We start from the raw sequence: 17,772 nt of genomic DNA, 5'->3' as shown, positions 1-17,772 counted from the left end.
CGTACTGGTTTAAAGTTAATCCACTATAAAACAAGCTGCCGACTCATCCCCTTCCCTTTCAGACGACCTTTGTGCCTCAACAAGGTCGTCTGAAACCATCAAGGAAACAACATGAACGAAATCATCATCAAAACCCCCGAAGAAATCGAAAAAATGCGCGAACTAGGCAAACTCGTCGCCGAAGCCCTCGACTACATCGGACAATTCGTCAAGCCCGGCGTAACCACCAACGAAATCGACAAACTCGTTTACGACTACCACGTCAACGTCCAAGGCGGCTATCCCGCCCCCCTGCACTACGGCAACCCACCCTATCCCAAATCCTGCTGCACCTCCGTCAACCACGTCATCTGCCACGGCATTCCCGACGACAAGCCGCTCAAAGAAGGCGACATCATCAACATCGACCTGACCATCAAAAAAGACGGCTTCCACGGCGATTCCAGCCGCATGTTTGCCGTCGGCAAAATTTCCCCCATCGCCCAACGCCTGATTGACGTTACCCACGAATCCATGATGGCAGGCATCGCTGCCGTCAAACCCGGCGCCACGCTCGGCGATGTCGGCTACGCCTGCCAGCAGGTTGCCGAAAACGCGGGCTATTCCGTCGTGCAGGAATTTTGCGGCCACGGCATCGGACGCGGCTTTCACGAAGCCCCGCAAGTCCTGCACTACGGCCGCAAAGGCCAAGGCCTGGTTTTGAAGCCCGGCATGATTTTTACTATCGAACCGATGATTAACCAAGGCAAACGCCACCTGCGCATCCTCCCCGACGGCTGGACGGTGGTTACCAAAGACCGTTCGCTTTCCGCCCAATGGGAACATGAAGTTTTAGTAACGGAAACCGGCTGCGAAATCCTGACCATCAGCCCTGCCACCGGCAAACCCTAATCTGTCAAACCATCCCGCTTTCAAAGCAAAAAGATACTACTTTATTTGACAATATCATCTTTACATTTAATTTACAAACCATTGATTTGCATAATATTTAAATTGAGTGATATTTGCACATGACAATTACACGGCGTTTCTTTCCGGGAATGCCGTGTTTCTATTTCGGGTGTCTTCATGCGCCGGCGTAGCGGGTCGGGTCGTAGTCTTCTCCTTTGGTGTGGACGTGGTAGGCGATGACGGCGAGCTTACGCATGATTGCGCCGATGATGACTTTTTTGGGTTTGTTTTTGGCTTCAAGGCGGGAGATGAAAGCGGGAAAGGCTTTCATGCGGTAGGCGACCATGGCGGGCATGAATAGGGCTGTCCGCAGTTTGCGGTTACCGTAACGGGTGATTTTTTCTTTGCCTTTGACGCTTGTGCCTGACTGTTTCTGTTGCGGGCTCAATCCTGCGAAGGCGGCAAATTTATTTGGGGTCGGGAAGTCGGCGGTCGTGAGGTATTGGAGCAGGACGGCGGCGGTCAGTCTGCCGATGGCGGGGATGGTTTCCAGCCGTTTAATTTGGGGCTGGTATTGGGGTGTCTGCGTCTGCTTTTGGATTTGGGTTTTGAGGGTTTTGAGCTGCGTTTGCAGGTGTCGGATTATGTTTTTGAAGATGGCGCGGACTTCGCTGTCTTTTGCGGCTTCGTGCCTGTTTTTCATGGCGGTGCATTCTTGGCTGATTTGGGCGTATGCTGCGGTCAGTCTGGCGAGCTTGTATTGTGCTTCGGTAGGCTTTGGTCTGTGTATGAGGTCTTTCTCCTTTGCGGTTTGGCAGTATTCGGCGATGAGCTTGGCGTCCTGTTTGTCTGTTTTGGTTCGGGCAAATCGGCTTTCGGCGTATTTGCTGATTTTCAGGGGGTTGACGACGTGCACGATGAAGCTTTCGGCGAGGTAGTCGGCAGCGGCTTCGTAGTAGTTGCCTGTAGCTTCCATGCAAACGGTCAAGTCTTCAAATGTTTGCAGCCATGATTGAATCTGCTTTATGCCTGTTTCGTCGTTTCTGTATTTCTTGATTTGTACGCTGTCACCAATGATGACGGCGACGTCTATCGTGTCTTTCGATATATCCAGTCCTGCGGCGTTTCGCATGGTTGATTACCCTTACTTATTCAGAATCTAGGTTCTTTGATACTACTCAATTTCACAAACAGTTAAGCCGTCCGCCTAATCTTTTTGTCAGCCTCGGGAGCTTGGTCGTTTGTCAGGCTGGACGGCTTCGGCTCAGGGTAGCTAATCCTTTGCCGATTTTTATTATACCTTTTTGGGCTTCGCCCAAGCCGGTGCTGTGGGGAGAGCCCCCCCGCGCACTCGGCAAAACCGCCCCCCCTCCTAAAAAATATCAGTTCCTTAAATGATAGGTTTTGCCTTCGGCGACCCTTCGGGGACGTTCGCCACGTGGCAGGCGGGCAGGAAATAAAACCCTTCCTGCCCACCTACCACAAGCGTGCTTTTGTGCTTTAAAGAGTAAAGGGGGTATTCATAAAGATTGGGCAAAAATCACGCCCAATCTTTACAAACCTTCCCCCTTGACTCTTTAAATCCCAATTCCTTAAAAATAAAGGTCGTCTAGATTTCAGACGACCTTTTTTTGCAGCTTAAAAATATTCGTTCAGAATAATTCTGGCTACTACACCAACAAAATTTAAAAATAAAAAAGGCAATATAAAATACTTAAAAAAACCTTTCCAGCCTTTACGCTCGTATGACGTTGCCGCCCATACGCCTAAAAAAAACGCTAATCCCGCATTCATCAATTTACCTTTCCGCCCACATTGGTCAGGGCTTTATCATTGTATCCGTCATACATCAAATTTTGCGGGCTGGCACCGCCCATTGTCAAGACCTGCGGGGCGTCGGGAGTGTATGCGGTCTGCGTCGGTTTGGCGTTTTCGGCTGTTTGGGCTTTGTACGGATTGAACGGCAAACCGTCTTTGACGTAGTTCAAGCAGGTTTGTTTGCCGATGTCTTTAATCTTGGTGCCTTGGTCAGTGTAGCAGGTGCAGCGGTTCTCTGATTTGATACAGGCGGCAGGCCACGGCATGGCTTTGACGGCTTTGTTCATGCCGTCGTACATAGGAGCGGTTTCGGGACGATCTGCGATACGGGGCTGATAGTCTTCTTCGCTCAAATGTGGTTTCTTTGGTTCTTCGGGTTTTGTTTCGGCTTTGGGATACTGTCCGTTTGATACAGGCTCACTTGCCGATACGGCTGACGGCTGTGTTTGTGCTTGGGCGGTTTGCGTCGTACTTGCCGTCTTCGCCTGTTCTCCTTCGCCTGAAAATTTGCCCCAAAATCCAGTAAACGACCAAACGCCATAACCGACGAGGCATAGGGCGAGCGGGAACAGCATTAAAAGTTTGCTTTTTTTCGTCCTGATTTTGGTGTGTACTTCGGCAGACTTATACAGCCCGTACACGCTTTTATCAAGCCTGTACACGCTGATTAGGGCTTCCCTGATGTTTGCCCTGCTTTCAGGGTCTTTTGCGCCGCCTGTCGTCCATTCCATCTTACGACGCAGCCCTAGATTGGTCTTCCCTAAATGCGTGTGATGTTCTATCAGTCCACGCAGATGGACGTCTATCAGGCGGGGATGTTGGGTTATCAGAATGAAATCAAGACCACGTTGTCGGTGTGTTTCGAGTTCGGCGACGTAATCGGGCACTTTCGAGCCGCTTGGTCGCGGTCGGAATATGCGTTGACATTCGTCAACGACGATAATCGCACCCGGAGGCGCCCACTTCGGCCATGTCTGAATGCTTTCGCCTTCGGGTATATCGAAATAGTTTATTTTGTCGTGGTCTAGGTCTTTGATTCCGTCCACGAAGATGGGACGGTCTTTAAAGTCCTTGCGTTTGACAAGATTTGAAACCGCATACAATGTTTTTCCCGCACCGGGAACGCCTGTATATAGGTAAAGCATTTTTTATCCCTCGCTTTTGACGATAGTGGACAGTTTCTTAAAGCCCTTTATCGTTGCTATAAATGTGAATGCGCCAAATATCCAATTCAGCATGACGCCGAAGCCCATGATGTAGACGATTTGCAATGCGTCTTCAGGGAAACCGCCAATATGGTTTTGAACCTGTTGGATGAAATAGGATTGCAACTGGCGAAATCCCGCCACTGTTACGAAAGAAAGCCCTATGGCGCTCAATATTCTGCCCGCCACAGACATTAATACGGCTGTTATCAAACTACCCCAATTCATAGCTCCTCCAATGCGCCATAGACGAACCATGCACAGGTAAGAATGGTCATCATGATTAAGACAGGTCTCAATTTAGCGGCAAAGTCGCAAAGCGGCTGATAGCTGAATTCGACTTGCCCAAATGCGCCCAAATCCACGCTTTTCGGTTGCGGGCAAACGCCTTCTGTTTGGAAGACGTTTTCGGGTCTAAAATCCAAATCTATTGTGTTTTCAGGCAAGACGATTTCTTCATAGGTCATATCGCCACCCGGCATACATTGCGCAGCATTCGGGTTTTGCTGACAAAAATCCTGCTTCTGATTCTCTTGGTTTTGATTTTGCTGCCCTGTCGGACTGTTTGGCTGATTCGGCGTATTCGGACTGTTCGGCGTCGTCGGTGCATTCGGACTGTCTGGCGTTGTAGGCGTATTCGGACTATTGGGTGTTGTCGGTGTGTTCTGTCCTTTATTCGGTGTCGGTATGATTTCGCTGCGTGTCGGTGCAAGCGTGGAATTTGGTTTCAGATCAGGACGCGGAATAATGGTTGTCGTAATCGAACCGTCTCTGTTTATCGTGAATCGTGTTTGTTGAGGTGTATTGCTACCCTGCGGGGTGTAGGGTGCTGAATCGGCGGTCATCGGGGTAAATTCATTTGAAACCGTCGATTTTTCAACGGAATCGCCAATTTTGGACAACTGATTCATCAATTCGGCATGATTGGTCTGTTGGTTATTCAACATACGCTCTAATATGTCTTTGATGTCCTTTTGATTGAGCGTCATTTCTTTAATGATTTTTTGCTGCTCCGCAGGCGTTTGAGAGGTTACTTTTGCTCGAGCATCTTGTAGCTGGGCGTCGTTTGTGATTGGTGTATAGATAGCCCCCGAAACTGAATCATAGCCTTCGGGCAGACTTCCTTTATACCAAGTTGCATATTTAACAGGCGACCAGTTATAAATCCCGTTGTATTTGTCAATTTGCCATCTATAACCCTGAATTTCAGGTTTGGGATTAACATTAGACCCTGACCTAATATCAATACGTCTTAAATAAAGCTGCGAATAACTACCGTCTTTGTTCTTTGAGGCTTCGGCAAGCATTTTTCCTGATGTCGTCCATCCTTCCGCCTGCTTTGCTGCGGCGGCTGCGCCTTCGGCTGCTTTTTTGGCGGCTGCGGCTGCGATTGCTTCGCCTAGGTTACCGCTTTGTTCGGCTTGGGCTTGGGCAGTTGCTGCCTGTTGGGCGGCTTGTGCGAGTTGCCCTGATGACGAATTAGGGCGTATACCTGTTTTATCCAAAAACCGATTAACACCGCCAGCAAAATCAGTTATATCAAGTTTAGACAACCCTTCCAAAACTGCCCCGAATCCCTCCCTAGCTGCTCCACTCCAGTCTCCATTTTGGGCTTGTTTATAAGCTCTTGCGGCAAAATCCGAACCAATCGCTCCGCCCGCTGCCGTTAAAACTGCAAGCGTACCACCAGCAATCTTTTCTACTTTCGGAATATTTACACTTTGCGTCTGTGTCGTCCGAATCGTTGCTTTTTCTCCATAATTGCCCGTTGCGGTTATGGTTTTCGACTGACTACCTTTAATTGAATCGCCCGACTTGGTTACGGTCGGTCTGCCGTTGTTTTGGCTTTGCACGCGCCATACGCCTGTTTTCGGGTCGTAGCCTTTTTGTCTCAAAGCTTGCTCGCTTGGAAAGCCCGCCCCCTGATGTTGTGCCGGCGGCGGCAGTCCTACTTCTGCGCTTACAGGAGCAGCGAATAAAGCAGCAGACAGAGCAAGGCATAAGGCAGTATGCCGATGATGAACATTGCTTCGGGTATCATTCTTCATTACTCTTTTCTCTCGTTGACAATATGAATTTGTAGATTAGGTTGACGACAAATACCGTGGCGACGATTGAGACGCACATCAGACCTATCTCTTTGCCCAACACCTGATATTCCATCGGGTCGCAATCGGGAAAGGTCAGTTTGACTTGCTGTTCGTTATACTGCCATGTAGAGCCGTTAAAAACGGGGTGATGCAGCACCCCGTCTTTGTCTATTGTCGGCACTACATGGGTCATCACTTCGTTTGTCGCCGCTTCGTGTGTGAAATGGCAGACACGGCCGACTTGATAACCCATTGCTATTAACCGCCTTTGCGTACTGCTTTAATAATCAGACCAACAACGACCATTGCAGCAGCGACACCGATTACAACCGCGCCAATAGACGAAACGCCTTCTTTCGCGCCTGACAGTTCAGCTTTGGCGGCTGTAATCAACGCGCTGTCTTCTGCCATTGCAGGCAAAGACATGATGGCAACGGATGCACCGGCTACGGCGTATTGCAGTTTTTGTTTCAGGTTCATTTTGTTTTCCTTTACGAAATGTTGATAAATTTGGTTTTGCGAGCTTTATGAAAGGGTTTTTCAGACCGCCCGCCGAGTCTGAATCATTCAAATTTTTCAGATTTCGACCATGAAGCCGAATACGATGAAGTTCTGTCCAATTTCTTCCAATGCGGTTTCTATTGCTTCTTCACGTTCGTAAAAATACCCGGCTTCGTTTACAAACGGCGTATGTCCCACATCACCCGTATCAGACGGGTATAGGAAGTCCCCCGTTTCCCGAGACTGAACTACATAAACATGGGAAATTGCCATTTCTTTTAACCTTTGGACTGTTGTTTGGCTTGGAAGCCGATGACTTTCAGTTTTTGCGTTTTACCTGTAGTAACTATTTCTACGTTCAGGTTTGCTTCGATCGGGAATTGGGCGTTTCGGAACTGCTCAAAGTTGGCAGATGTTCCGAAGTCGTATTCCGTGGTAGAGCTGCCCAGTGCGTTGCCTTGGGAGCTGTCTAAAGGTGTGGCGACAATCAGGCGGCAATAGTCGAAGTTCTTACCTTCAATTTGTCCGTTGAATTTTTTGACGCCTACGATTTGTCCTTGAAGTTGGATATTCATTTTTAATTTCCTTGTTTAAATACGCCGTATTCACAGGCAACGACGTTTTGCCTTTTAAAATGCCCAGTTCAAACCATGTAATTCACGCCATGCCCATTCTTCATCTTCACGACGCTGGATTTCTTCTTGCAACTTTTCCCGTTTGTCCACGCGCATTTCTATAACGCCCATATGCAAAAGCAGGTTTTCCGACGAAAGGTCTTCACGTTCATGTACGGCAGGGGCTTGGTTGTATTCGACAGCGTACACTTCAGGAGAAAGACGTTTCGGCAACTTGTCATGGTCGGGTTTCAGCATTGCCAGTATTTCGCTGTCTGTTTTTTCAGGAAAACGCGAAATAATGGCGTTCAACATTCTGCCGACTTGGTTTTTTGCGCACTCAAGGCCGCGCTCAAAAGTAAGCAGGAACGATTTTTTAACGGTTTCAATGCGTTCGGCTTTTTCTTGAAACTGCCTGCAAATCGGATACGCTCCACCAAAGTATTCGCCCGGCACGGTCAGTACTTCAAATGGAATCACAATATCTTTGGCTTTGAATTCGATTTCAAAGCGAGTCCAATTACTTGATTTATCGCCTAATTGCTTGCCTTTTTCATACACGCGCACGTATTTAGACGATTCACGAGAACCGACATAGTAGGTTTTTCCTTTAACCTGCTTAGATTCGTCTGCTTCTTCCCAATCGGTGCCAACCGATTCACCACACGGCATCATGTGATGATTCGTAAACAGACCCGACAAACGGTCTGCTTTTGCCTGCTCTGGCGAGTATTCGCCGTTGAAAAAATCTTTTGCTATATCGACACGGGTAATCTTCGGACGTATGGCCTTTTGGATAAATTCATACAAACGAACTTCCCAACCTGTCAGAGCGGCATTGCAACCCGTTGCAGTCAGTTCGAACAACATCGTATTGTTTTGGCCGCCAAAATGAACGCGTCCGTATTGAGCCGAATCCGTTCCCATGAGCCAGCATTCCTCATAAAAACGTCCGCCACTGTGTTTTGCTTTTTCAACAATGCCAAAACCGAATATTTCGGTCATTGCCAAAGATGCGTAACGAATGAACTCGTCATTGCCAAAAAGCGGTGTTTTGGCATAAAGGCACAATGTGTCTTCATGAACGGAAAAACTGATTTGGTCGATAAAGGCGGAATTTGCGACACCGCGACGCAAAGGGACTTCAATCAGACGGCCTTTTCCATCTGTAATGAATGTTGAATATTTTTCAAATTCCTCGTGCTCGACCGACAAAGCCCCTGCGTTTTCTGCTCCCCCCCTGTTAGATAAGGGGGGAGGATTTGAAGCGTCTGCCGCCGCCTTGCCGTCCGCTGGCGCGTCCGCCATGTCGGCGGCAAACGCTTTCTTGATATCTTCCATTTTGTCTTTCATGGCGGTATCCCTTAAACGACGGGCAATAAAAAAGCCCTATTACTTTCAAAGTAAAAGTGCGTTAAGTATTGTTAGCCGTCCCTTTCTGGTGGCAATATATAAGGTCGTCTGAAATATAAACAAGGTTGTTGGCGAAACCCACAAACCTCGTTTTCAGACGACCTTTTTAAATTGCCCCTATCAAAACCATTCCCGACTACCCAATCCAGATCTAAACATCGGGCTGAGATATAGACAAATCTGCCCATCTCCACTGCACTTTCTCCATAATTTCATGCAAAACAATTATGTATAATAAATAATGTCAAACGCAACATTCCCGAAACGACTGTTTATTTGTGTAAAATATTACCGATGCCCAATTACTATCCTATTGTTTTAAATGTTTTTTCTTCTATAAAATATTTAACTTGGAAATATTTAGCCAATTTATGAAGAATTCTACAAAACTTCTTTCGAATATACTGTCTAACAATTCAGTATAGATAGTTTTCTATGTCGCAATTAATGATTTCCCCTGTAAGGAACTTTGCTGCCGAAAACTAATTTGCACTTTCCCAATGTGAAGAAGCAGAATTGCTTATCAACAAACAATACAGAAGAAAAAGGAATTTTCATGAAGTCGTTTGAGAAAATTGACAACATCCGCGATATCCGCAAAAAACTCGGTTTGAACCAAATGGACTTTTGGAGCCGTATCGGCGTAACCCAATCCGGTGGTTCACGTTACGAGTCCGGCCGCAATATGCCCAAACCTGTACGCGAGCTGCTGCGCTTGGTACACATCGAACGCGTTGACTTGGCAAAAGTAAACCGCGACGATTTGGCGATTGCCTCCCTGCTGAAAAACCGCGACCCTGAGTTGTACGCTTCCCTGAAGAAAGAAGCTAAATCCGATAAAGGCAAATAAGCCCGTTTCGATTTGTTTCAAAAAGGTCGTCTGAAACGATATTCCGTTTCAGACGACCTTTTTGCGCTATAATCCGCAATTATTTTTTAAACAGACGTTTGCCCGCAAACCCTTTTACAGACAGCATTTTTTACCATGTTAGACAAATACAATCCCGCCGAAATCGAATCCAAACACTATCAAAACTGGGAAACCCAAGGTTATTTCCAGCCCGATATGGATTTGACCAAACCGTCTTTTTCCATCCAACTGCCGCCGCCCAACGTAACCGGTACGCTGCACATGGGCCATGCCTTCAACCAAACCATTATGGACGGTCTGACCCGCTACTACCGCATGAAAGGCTGCAACACCGCTTGGATTCCCGGCACCGACCACGCGGGCATCGCCACGCAAATCGTGGTCGAGCGTCAGCTTGCCGCGCAAAATGTGTCCCGTCATGACTTGGGCCGCGAAAAATTCTTGGAAAAAGTGTGGGAATGGAAAGAAGTTTCCGGCGGCACGATTACGCAGCAGATGCGCCGCGTGGGCTGTTCCGCAGACTGGACGCGCGAGTATTTCACGATGGACGACGTGCGCGCCGAAACCGTGACCGAAGTGTTCGTGCGCCTGTATGAACAGGGCTTGATTTACCGCGGCAAACGCTTGGTGAACTGGGATCCCGTATTGGGTACGGCGGTGTCGGATTTGGAAGTGGAAAGCGTGGAAGAACAAGGCTCTATGTGGCACATCCGCTATCCGCTGGCGGACAATCCCGCCGAAGCCGTTATCGTAGCGACTACCCGTCCCGAAACGCTGCTGGGCGACGTGGCCGTTGCCGTCAATCCCGAAGACGAACGTTACACCCATTTGATTGGTAAAGAATTAATCCTACCGCTGACCGGCCGCACCATCCCCGTGATTGCCGACGAATACGTTGAAAAAGACTTTGGCACAGGCTGCGTGAAAATCACGCCTGCGCACGACTTCAACGACTACGAAGTCGGCAAACGCCACGACACGCGCCTGATTAACGTGTTCGACTTGGAAGCCAAAGTGCTGGCAAACGCCGAAGTGTTCAACTTCAAAGGCGAAGCGCAACAAGGCTTTGCCCTGCCTGAAAAATACGCAGGCTTGGACCGCTTTGCCGCGCGTAAACAAATGGTTGCAGATTTGCAGGAACAAGGCTTGTTGGTCGAAATCAAAGCGCACACGCTGATGACGCCGAAAGGCGACCGCACAGGTTCGGTGATTGAACCGATGCTGACCAGCCAATGGTTTGTCTCTATGAAGGGTAAACCAAACCAATTGGATAAGGTTAGCATGGATCGTATTAACCAAATGCATGAAAATGGTAGTGGTCAAATAACTTTCCGCAGTCAGCCACTATTTCCTGAGCCTGACAGCGAATTCAAAGGCTTGAGTCTCGCCGAAAAAGCCCAAAAAGCCGTCGACAGCGGCGCGGTACGCTTTATCCCTGAAAACTGGGTCAACACCTACAACCAATGGATGAACAACATCCAAGACTGGTGTATCTCGCGCCAACTGTGGTGGGGGCATCAAATCCCCGCGTGGTACGACGAAGCAGGCAATGTTTACGTCGCCCGCAATCAGGCGGAAGCCGAAAAACAAGCCGGCAAAACCGGTTTGACCCGCGAAGAAGACGTATTGGACACATGGTTCTCCTCCGCGCTCGTGCCGTTCTCTACGCTCGGCTGGCCGTCTGAAACCGACGAACTCAAAGCCTTCCTGCCGTCCAACGTCTTGGTCACCGGCTACGAAATCATCTTCTTCTGGGTGGCGCGCATGATTATGATGACCACCCACTTCACCGGCAAAGTACCGTTTAAAGATGTGTACATCCACGGCATCGTGCGCGACCACGAAGGCAAAAAAATGTCCAAATCAGAAGGTAACGTCATCGATCCCGTGGATTTGATTGACGGCATCGACTTGGACAAGCTGCTGGTGAAACGCACGACCGGTCTGCGCAAACCCGAAACCGCGCCGAAAGTGGAAGAAGCCACGAAAAAACTCTTCCCCGAAGGCATCCCCAGCATGGGCGCGGACGCATTGCGCTTCACCATGGCGAGTTACGCCAGCTTGGGCCGCAGCGTGAACTTCGACTTCAAACGCGCCGAAGGCTACCGCAACTTCTGCAACAAAATCTGGAACGCCACCAACTTCGTCTTGATGAACACCGAAAACCAAGACTGCGGCTACGGCGCAACCGCCACCGCCACCGAGCCGCGTGGCTACTCCTTCCCCGATATGTGGATCATAGGTCGTCTGAATCAGACCATTGAGCAAGTAACGCAAGCCTACGAAACCTACCGCTTTGATTTAGCAGCGGAAACCCTGTACAGCTTCGTGTGGAACGACTATTGCGACTGGTATCTGGAACTCGCCAAAGTACAGCTCCAAACCGGCTGCGCCAGCCGCCAACGCGCCACACGCCATACCTTATTGCGCGTACTCGAAGCCGCCCTGCGCCTGCTGCATCCGATTATCCCGTTCATCACCGAAGAATTGTGGCAAACCGTCGCCCCCATGTGCGATGCCAAAACCGCCGACAGCATCATGCTCGCCCGCTTCCCCGAAGCCGACCGCGAACAAATCGTTCAGACGACCTTCGAGCAAATGACCGTGTTGCAGGATTTGATCGGCGCCGTCCGCAACCTGCGCGGCGAAATGGGCATCCAGCCCAACGTGAAAGCCCCGCTGTTTGTCGAAAGCGCGGACGACCTAGCGGACTACCTCAAATACCTGCCGATGATGACCCGCCTGACCGAAGCACAGCAAGTCGCCGCCCTGCCCGAAAGCGAAGACGCACCTGTCGCCGTCTGCAACGGCGCACGCCTGATGCTGAAAGTCGAAATCGACAAAGCCGCCGAAACCGCCCGCTTGAGCAAAGAAGCCGAGAAGCTGCAAAAAGCCTTGGACAAACTCAACGCCAAACTCTCCAAACCCGGCTACACCGAAAAAGCCCCCGCGCATCTGGTGGAAAAAGACAAAGCCGATTTGGCGGAGTTGGAAGACAAAATGGCGAAAGTTCAAAATCAGTTGGCGAAGTTGAAAGACTGATAGGTTGAAGAAACGGAAAGGTCGTCTGAAAATGGGTTTCAGACGACCTTTTTAGAAAGGAAAAAAATGTCTGATCATCGCTACTATATAGTTCCTGTATCTCCCGTAGGGAAGAAAAAAAGGAGCTTGCAGAACAGATCCGAAATTATATGCTGGAGCAAGGTTGGATTTATCCTGAGTTGCAAGAAGTTTTTTATTATGGAGAACTAGGTTATACGTTTACCAACAAAGGAATTATTGAATTTGTAGGTGAAAAAAATGCCCGATATTCCCGCGGCATCTACTTTCAGATTGAAGATGAGCCGACGCTGTTCACTGCTTTGGAAAACTTTGGAAAAGGCGAGCTTGTTTGTCCGCATTACAGTCAACATTATGCTCAAGGTGAGGAGATGGATATAGAAGACCTATTGCCTTCGTTTGATTTTGATGACGAAGGTGGCTATCTCACTTGTTCTGTTTGTGGAACTGAAGATTTGTATTATCGCTTTTTACCGTCGGATACCACTGATGCCGATATGGCTTATTCCGATTTTGCTGTTGTTTTCCCGGGTGTTGGCGAAGTGTCATCTAGCAGCTTGTGCAAGAAAATTGCTGAATTTGCAGGCATCCCTTGTGTGACTATATACGAGGTCTCTTAATTGTTCTTGATAATAACAAAGGTCGTCTGAAACTTGGTTTCCCTATCTTTTATCACTTTTAACGAACTGTCGCTCTAGGGTCGATACGGTTTGCCGCATACACCGCAATCCGGATTTTTGTGGACGCGGAATGTCTGCCATTTGGCGGTGAGGGCGTTGTAGGTCGTCAGTTTGCCGTGTGCCGGTTCGCCTGCGCCGGTGAGGATTTTGAGGGCTTCTGCTGCTTGGGTGGCGCCGATGATGCCGACCAGCGGGGAAAATACGCCGAACAGGGCGCAGGCGCCGTCGTCGGCGGTGTCGCCGTCAAACAGGCAGGCATAGCAAGGACTGTCGGGCAAGTCGGAGCGGTACACGGCGATTTGTCCTTCAAAACGCACGGCGGCACCGGAAACCAGCGGGGTACGGGTGGCAACGGCGGCGCGGTTGATGGCTTGGCGGGTGGGGTAGTTGTCGGTGCAGTCGAGGACGATGTCGGCGGTACGCATGAGTTCGGTCAGGCGGGCTTCGTCCAGCTTTTCGTTCAGGGCGGTAATGTCGCACGCGCTGTTGACGGCTTTCAGACGACCTGCCATTACTTGCGCTTTGGCTTGTCCGATATCGGCTTCGGTGAAGGCGGTTTGGCGTTGGAGGTTGGTATCATCTATGGTGTCATGGTCGGCGATGATGAGTTTGCCGACGCCTGATGCGGCAAGATACGGGAGGGCTGCCGCACCCAGTCCGCCGCAGCCGACGACGAGGACGCTGGCGGCAAGGATTTTTTCCTGCCCTTCGATACCGATTTCGTCGAGAAGGATGTGGCGGCTGTAACGGAGCAGTTGGTGGTCGTTCATGATGGGTCGTCTGAATGTTGTATCGCGGATGAAAGGGCAAAACGGAGCGGGTTTCTCGGTATTGTCACGACTGGGCAACCACCTGCTAGAAGCAAGACGGGCAACGCCGTCCCGACGTTTGCCCCCTGTTGTATCTATCCGTATGCCTCATGCCAAAGGTCGTCTGAAACCTCAAACCAGTTTTCAGACGACCTTTTTTTTGTTCAATCAGAATTCGATGTTTTCGTAGGCATCGTCGAATACGAACGGGCCGCGTTCGCCGCCGCTTTCGGATTCGAGGTGGATGCGGGTCATCATCATGGACTGGTCGACTTCTTTCATCATGTCGTAAATGGATATGAGGGCGATGTTGACGCCGGTGACGGCTTCGGTCGTGATGCTTTTGCCGACTTCAGAGGAAACGGTTACGGTGGCTTTGACGTAGGCGAGTTCGACATCGACATCGAAATCGACGCGGACGTGTTGCAGGGGGAGGGGCTGGTAAAGCGGGACAAGCAGTCCGACCTGCTTGATGCCTTGGACGGCGGCGATACGGGCGACGTTGAGGATGCCTGCGTTTTGGGTGGCGTTTTCCGCCAAAACTTTGATGGCGGAGGTACTCATGTTGATGGAGCCGCTTGCCACGGCGGTGCGGATGGTGGGTTGGCGTTTGTCGTTTTCGCGTACGGAATTGAAGTTGAACATACTGTGCCTGCGTGAAAAGAGGGTTTTATGGCGCAGTATTTTACGGGATTTCTACACTTCGGACTATGCTGCGGATACGAACGGCAGAATAATCGAACTGAAATGCACAGGCGGTTTTGTTAAGGAATTAACGGCTCGGCTTGTGCGGACGCGGGTTACATCAAGTTTCGGTGTTTTGCAACACCTTTCCGATGGCGGTTTCAGACGACCTGCTATACAATGTTTTACGTTTGTTTTTAAGATAAATAAAGAGAGAAAATCATGCAACTGCATATCCTGAACAATCCCAAAGACGCGGCTCTAGCGGCAGACGCGGAATTTTTGAAACAGTCTTTGTACAAACTTCTGCACGAAGAAGCCTCGCCTTTGGTAGTGGAAACGGTCAAACTGTTGTCCACTTCGGACGACAGCGCGGCTTTGATTGAGAAGGTTTTGCCGCAACTGGACGAACAACAAACCCACGACCTGACGCTTGCCTGCGGCTTGTTCGCGCAGATTCTGAACATCGCCGAAGACGTACACCACGAACGCCGCCGCCAAATCCACGAAGAGGCGGGACACGGCGGCGCGGAAGGCAGCTTGGCGGAAACGGTACGCAAACTCAAAGCGGCGAAAATCGGCGGCAAGGCGGTTCAAAAACAATTAAATACGACCAATGTTACCGCCGTTCTGACCGCGCACCCGACCGAAGTGCAACGCCAAACCGTGTTGAATTTCAACCGCCGCATCCGCGCCCTCCTGCCCCGCCGCGAACGCTGCACCCATGCCGACGCGCTGGCGGAATTGCGCCGCGAAATCGACACCATCTTGTTGGGCTTGTGGCAAACCAGCGAAACGCGCCACCACAAACTCAGCGTCAACGATGAAATCAACAACGGCGTATCCATTTTCCCGATGAGTTTCTTCGAGGCGCTGCCCAAACTCTACCGCAGCATGGAACGCGAGTTTCAGACGACTTATCCTGATGTGGACGTGCCCGACATCTTAAAAATCGGCGGCTGGATAGGCGGCGACCGCGACGGCAATCCGTTTGTCTCCGCCGAGACCCTGCGTTTTGCTTTCCGCCGCCATGCCGACGCGGTGTTCCGCTTTTACCGCGGCGAACTCGACAAACTCTACCGCGAGCTGCCGCTTTCCGTCCGCCGCGTCAAAGTCAACGACGACGTGATGGCATTGTCGGACGAATCGCCCGACGAAGAAATCGCCCGCACCGAAGAGCCATACCGCCGCGCCATCGCCTACATCATGGCGCGCGTGATGGGCAAAGCCCGCTCGCTCGGCTTGGGTATGGGCTGCAAATTCGGCTTCATGATGCCTTACGCCTCCGCGCAAGAGTTTTCAGACGACCTCCACAAGCTGCAACGCTCCCTGCGCGACAACGGCAGCGCGCTTTTGGGCGAAGGCAGGCTCGCCGACCTGATCCGTTCCGTATCCGTGTTCGGCTTCCACATGATGCCGCTCGACTTGCGCCAACACGCGGAAAAACACGCCGATGTCGTTGCCGAACTCTTCAAACACGCCGGTTTGGAAGACTACGGCAGCCTGTCCGAAACGGAAAAACAAACCGTCCTGCTGCGCGAGCTGAAACACCAGCGGCCGCTGTCCAGCCCGTTCATCACTTACAGCGAACACACCCGCCGCGAAATGGCGATTTTCAACGAAGCGCGCAACATCAAAGACGAATTCGGTGAAAACGCCGTTACCCAAAGCATCATCTCCAACTGCGAACAGCCCAGCGACCTGCTCGCCCTCGCGCTGCTGCTTAAAGAAAGTGGTCTGTTGACAGTTGAAAACGGCAAACCGCAAAGCCGCATCAACATCGTCCCCCTCTTCGAAACCATCGAAGCCCTCGAAAACGCCTGCCCCGTCATGGAAACCATGTTCAGCAACGAATGGTACCGTGACCTGCTGCAAAGCCGCGACAACATTCAGGAAATCATGCTCGGCTATTCCGATTCCAACAAAGACGGCGGCTACGTGACCAGCTCTTGGTGCCTCTATCAGGCGGAATTGGGTTTAGTCGAACTCTTCAAAAAATACGATGTCCGTATGCGCCTCTTTCACGGCCGCGGCGGCAGCGTCGGACGCGGCGGCGGCCCGTCTTACCAGGCCATTCTCGCCCAACCGGCGGGCAGCGTGGCCGGACAAATCCGCATCACCGAGCAAGGTGAAGTCATCACCGCCAAATACGCCGACCCCGGCAATGCCGTACGCAACCTCGAAACCCTCGTTGCCGCCACGCTCGAAGCCAGCCTGCTGCCCGATCAAAAAGACCCCGAACCCGCGCTCATGCAGGCATTGTCGGACGTATCGTTCAAATACTACCGCGAGCTGATTACCCACCCCGACTTCATCGACTATTTCCTGCAAACCAGCCCCATACAAGAAATCGCCACCCTCAACCTCGGCAGCCGCCCCGCCAGCCGCAAAACCTTGGCGCGGATTCAGGATTTGCGCGCGATACCGTGGGTGTTCTCATGGATGCAAAACCGCCTCATGCTGCCCGCGTGGTACGGCTTCGGCAGCGCAGTGGAAAGCCTGTGCGAAGGCAAACCCGAAACCCTCGCCGCCCTGCGGGAACACGCGCAGCACAACCCCTTCTTCCAAGCCATGCTCTCCAATATGGAACAAGTCATGGCGAAAACCGACATCACCCTCGCCGAAAACTACGCTGGCTTGAGCGAATCGCCCGAAAAAGCCGCTGTCATCTTCGGCATGATTAAGGAAGAATACCAACGCAGCCGCAAAGCCCTGCTTGACCTTTTGCAAACCGACGAACTCTTGCGCGACAACCGCAGCCTCGCCCGCTCGCTTGCCCTGCGGATTCCGTACCTGAACGCGCTCAACGGCCTGCAAGTCGCCATGCTCAAACGCCTGCGCAAAGACCCGCACGACCCGCACACCCTCCTGATGGTGCACCTGACCATCAACGGCGTAGCACAAGGTTTGCGCAATACAGGTTAAGGCAGTACGAAAAAAGGTCGTCTGAAAACCGTTTCAGACGACCTTTAGACCAAGCGCAAACCATAGCGCGGGCTTTATCCGCGAAAACCCATACTGTTCTGCTGCATCACTGTGTTTACCGGGGTACGGCAGCCGCTTCGGCGTTGCGGATGATCAACGTACTGACACACCTTAGCGCGGTATAGTGGATTAAATTTAAATCAGGACAAGG

Annotated in this window: 16 protein-coding genes; 5 read left to right on the top strand and 11 right to left on the bottom strand. The window is 50.9% G+C overall.

Annotated elements, in window-relative coordinates:
- The first annotated feature begins 111 nt into the window (after nt 1–111).
- On the top strand, nt 112–891 hold the full coding sequence (gene map / locus HMPREF3050_RS08970) for a type I methionyl aminopeptidase (RefSeq protein ID WP_070774512.1): 780 nt from the start codon (nt 112–114) through the stop codon (nt 889–891).
- A 175-nt stretch (nt 892–1,066) separates the two neighbouring features.
- Here map and HMPREF3050_RS08965 read toward each other — a convergent pair whose 3' ends face one another.
- The 9 genes from HMPREF3050_RS08965 to HMPREF3050_RS08925 all read right to left on the bottom strand — a co-directional run bounded on the left by HMPREF3050_RS08965 (nt 1,067) and on the right by HMPREF3050_RS08925 (nt 8,472).
- Nucleotides 1,067–2,023 (bottom strand): IS110 family RNA-guided transposase, encoded by a 957-nt coding sequence (locus tag HMPREF3050_RS08965; RefSeq protein ID WP_070774511.1) that lies wholly within the window; start codon nt 2,021–2,023, stop codon nt 1,067–1,069.
- A gap of 661 nt (nt 2,024–2,684) precedes the next feature.
- On the bottom strand, nt 2,685–3,854 hold the full coding sequence (locus HMPREF3050_RS08960) for a zonular occludens toxin family protein (protein ID WP_070774510.1): 1,170 nt from the start codon (nt 3,852–3,854) through the stop codon (nt 2,685–2,687).
- Nucleotides 3,855–3,857: 3 nt separating this feature from the next.
- Nucleotides 3,858–4,142, bottom strand: a complete 285-nt coding sequence (locus tag HMPREF3050_RS08955; protein ID WP_070774509.1) for a DUF2523 domain-containing protein — start codon at nt 4,140–4,142, stop codon at nt 3,858–3,860.
- The gene (locus HMPREF3050_RS08950; protein ID WP_070774508.1) at nt 4,139–5,962 is read right to left on the bottom strand and encodes a virulence factor TspB C-terminal domain-related protein; all 1,824 of its coding nucleotides are present in this window, start codon (nt 5,960–5,962) and stop codon (nt 4,139–4,141) included. The genes HMPREF3050_RS08955 and HMPREF3050_RS08950 overlap by 4 nt, the downstream gene beginning before the upstream one ends.
- Nucleotides 5,952–6,257, bottom strand: coding sequence for a hypothetical protein (locus HMPREF3050_RS08945; protein ID WP_070774507.1), 306 nt, complete (start codon nt 6,255–6,257; stop codon nt 5,952–5,954). The genes HMPREF3050_RS08950 and HMPREF3050_RS08945 overlap by 11 nt, the downstream gene beginning before the upstream one ends.
- 5 nt (nt 6,258–6,262) lie before the next feature.
- Nucleotides 6,263–6,484: a major capsid protein gene (locus tag HMPREF3050_RS08940; RefSeq protein WP_049230649.1), complete on the bottom strand. Its 222-nt coding sequence runs from the start codon at nt 6,482–6,484 to the stop codon at nt 6,263–6,265.
- A 96-nt stretch (nt 6,485–6,580) separates the two neighbouring features.
- Nucleotides 6,581–6,772, bottom strand: a complete 192-nt coding sequence (locus HMPREF3050_RS08935; protein ID WP_210399929.1) for a hypothetical protein — start codon at nt 6,770–6,772, stop codon at nt 6,581–6,583.
- 11 nt (nt 6,773–6,783) lie between these two features.
- Nucleotides 6,784–7,080 (bottom strand): hypothetical protein, encoded by a 297-nt coding sequence (locus tag HMPREF3050_RS08930; RefSeq protein ID WP_070774505.1) that lies wholly within the window; start codon nt 7,078–7,080, stop codon nt 6,784–6,786.
- Between the two features lie 54 nt (nt 7,081–7,134).
- Nucleotides 7,135–8,472 carry a replication initiation factor domain-containing protein gene (locus HMPREF3050_RS08925; RefSeq protein WP_070774504.1) on the bottom strand — a complete coding sequence of 446 codons (1,338 nt, stop codon included), beginning with the start codon at nt 8,470–8,472 and terminating at the stop codon, nt 7,135–7,137.
- 616 nt (nt 8,473–9,088) lie between these two features.
- On the opposite strand from HMPREF3050_RS08925, the gene HMPREF3050_RS08920 reads away from it, so the two are divergent.
- The 3 genes from HMPREF3050_RS08920 (at nt 9,089) to HMPREF3050_RS08910 (ending at nt 13,083) form a co-directional block, all read left to right on the top strand.
- Nucleotides 9,089–9,382 (top strand): helix-turn-helix domain-containing protein, encoded by a 294-nt coding sequence (locus HMPREF3050_RS08920; RefSeq protein WP_003744960.1) that lies wholly within the window; start codon nt 9,089–9,091, stop codon nt 9,380–9,382.
- Nucleotides 9,383–9,517: 135 nt separating this feature from the next.
- A complete protein-coding gene (locus HMPREF3050_RS08915; RefSeq protein ID WP_070774503.1) occupies nt 9,518–12,445 on the top strand; it encodes a valine--tRNA ligase in 2,928 nt (975 codons plus the stop codon).
- Between the two features lie 149 nt (nt 12,446–12,594).
- Nucleotides 12,595–13,083: a hypothetical protein gene (locus HMPREF3050_RS08910; protein WP_070774502.1), complete on the top strand. Its 489-nt coding sequence runs from the start codon at nt 12,595–12,597 to the stop codon at nt 13,081–13,083.
- Between the two features lie 74 nt (nt 13,084–13,157).
- On the opposite strand, the gene HMPREF3050_RS08905 is transcribed toward HMPREF3050_RS08910, so the two are convergent.
- A complete protein-coding gene (locus HMPREF3050_RS08905; protein ID WP_070774501.1) occupies nt 13,158–13,913 on the bottom strand; it encodes a HesA/MoeB/ThiF family protein in 756 nt (251 codons plus the stop codon).
- Between the two features lie 207 nt (nt 13,914–14,120).
- Nucleotides 14,121–14,597 (bottom strand): cyclic pyranopterin monophosphate synthase MoaC, encoded by a 477-nt coding sequence (locus HMPREF3050_RS08900; protein WP_003780054.1) that lies wholly within the window; start codon nt 14,595–14,597, stop codon nt 14,121–14,123.
- Nucleotides 14,598–14,858: 261 nt separating this feature from the next.
- On the opposite strand from HMPREF3050_RS08900, the gene ppc reads away from it, so the two are divergent.
- On the top strand, nt 14,859–17,561 hold the full coding sequence (ppc, locus tag HMPREF3050_RS08895) for a phosphoenolpyruvate carboxylase (RefSeq protein ID WP_003760477.1): 2,703 nt from the start codon (nt 14,859–14,861) through the stop codon (nt 17,559–17,561).
- Nucleotides 17,562–17,772: the final 211 nt, after the last annotated feature.

The organism is Neisseria sp. HMSC065D04 (assembly GCF_001815675.1).
Classification (GTDB): domain Bacteria; phylum Pseudomonadota; class Gammaproteobacteria; order Burkholderiales; family Neisseriaceae; genus Neisseria.
This window is presented reverse-complemented; position numbering and strand designations above follow the sequence as displayed.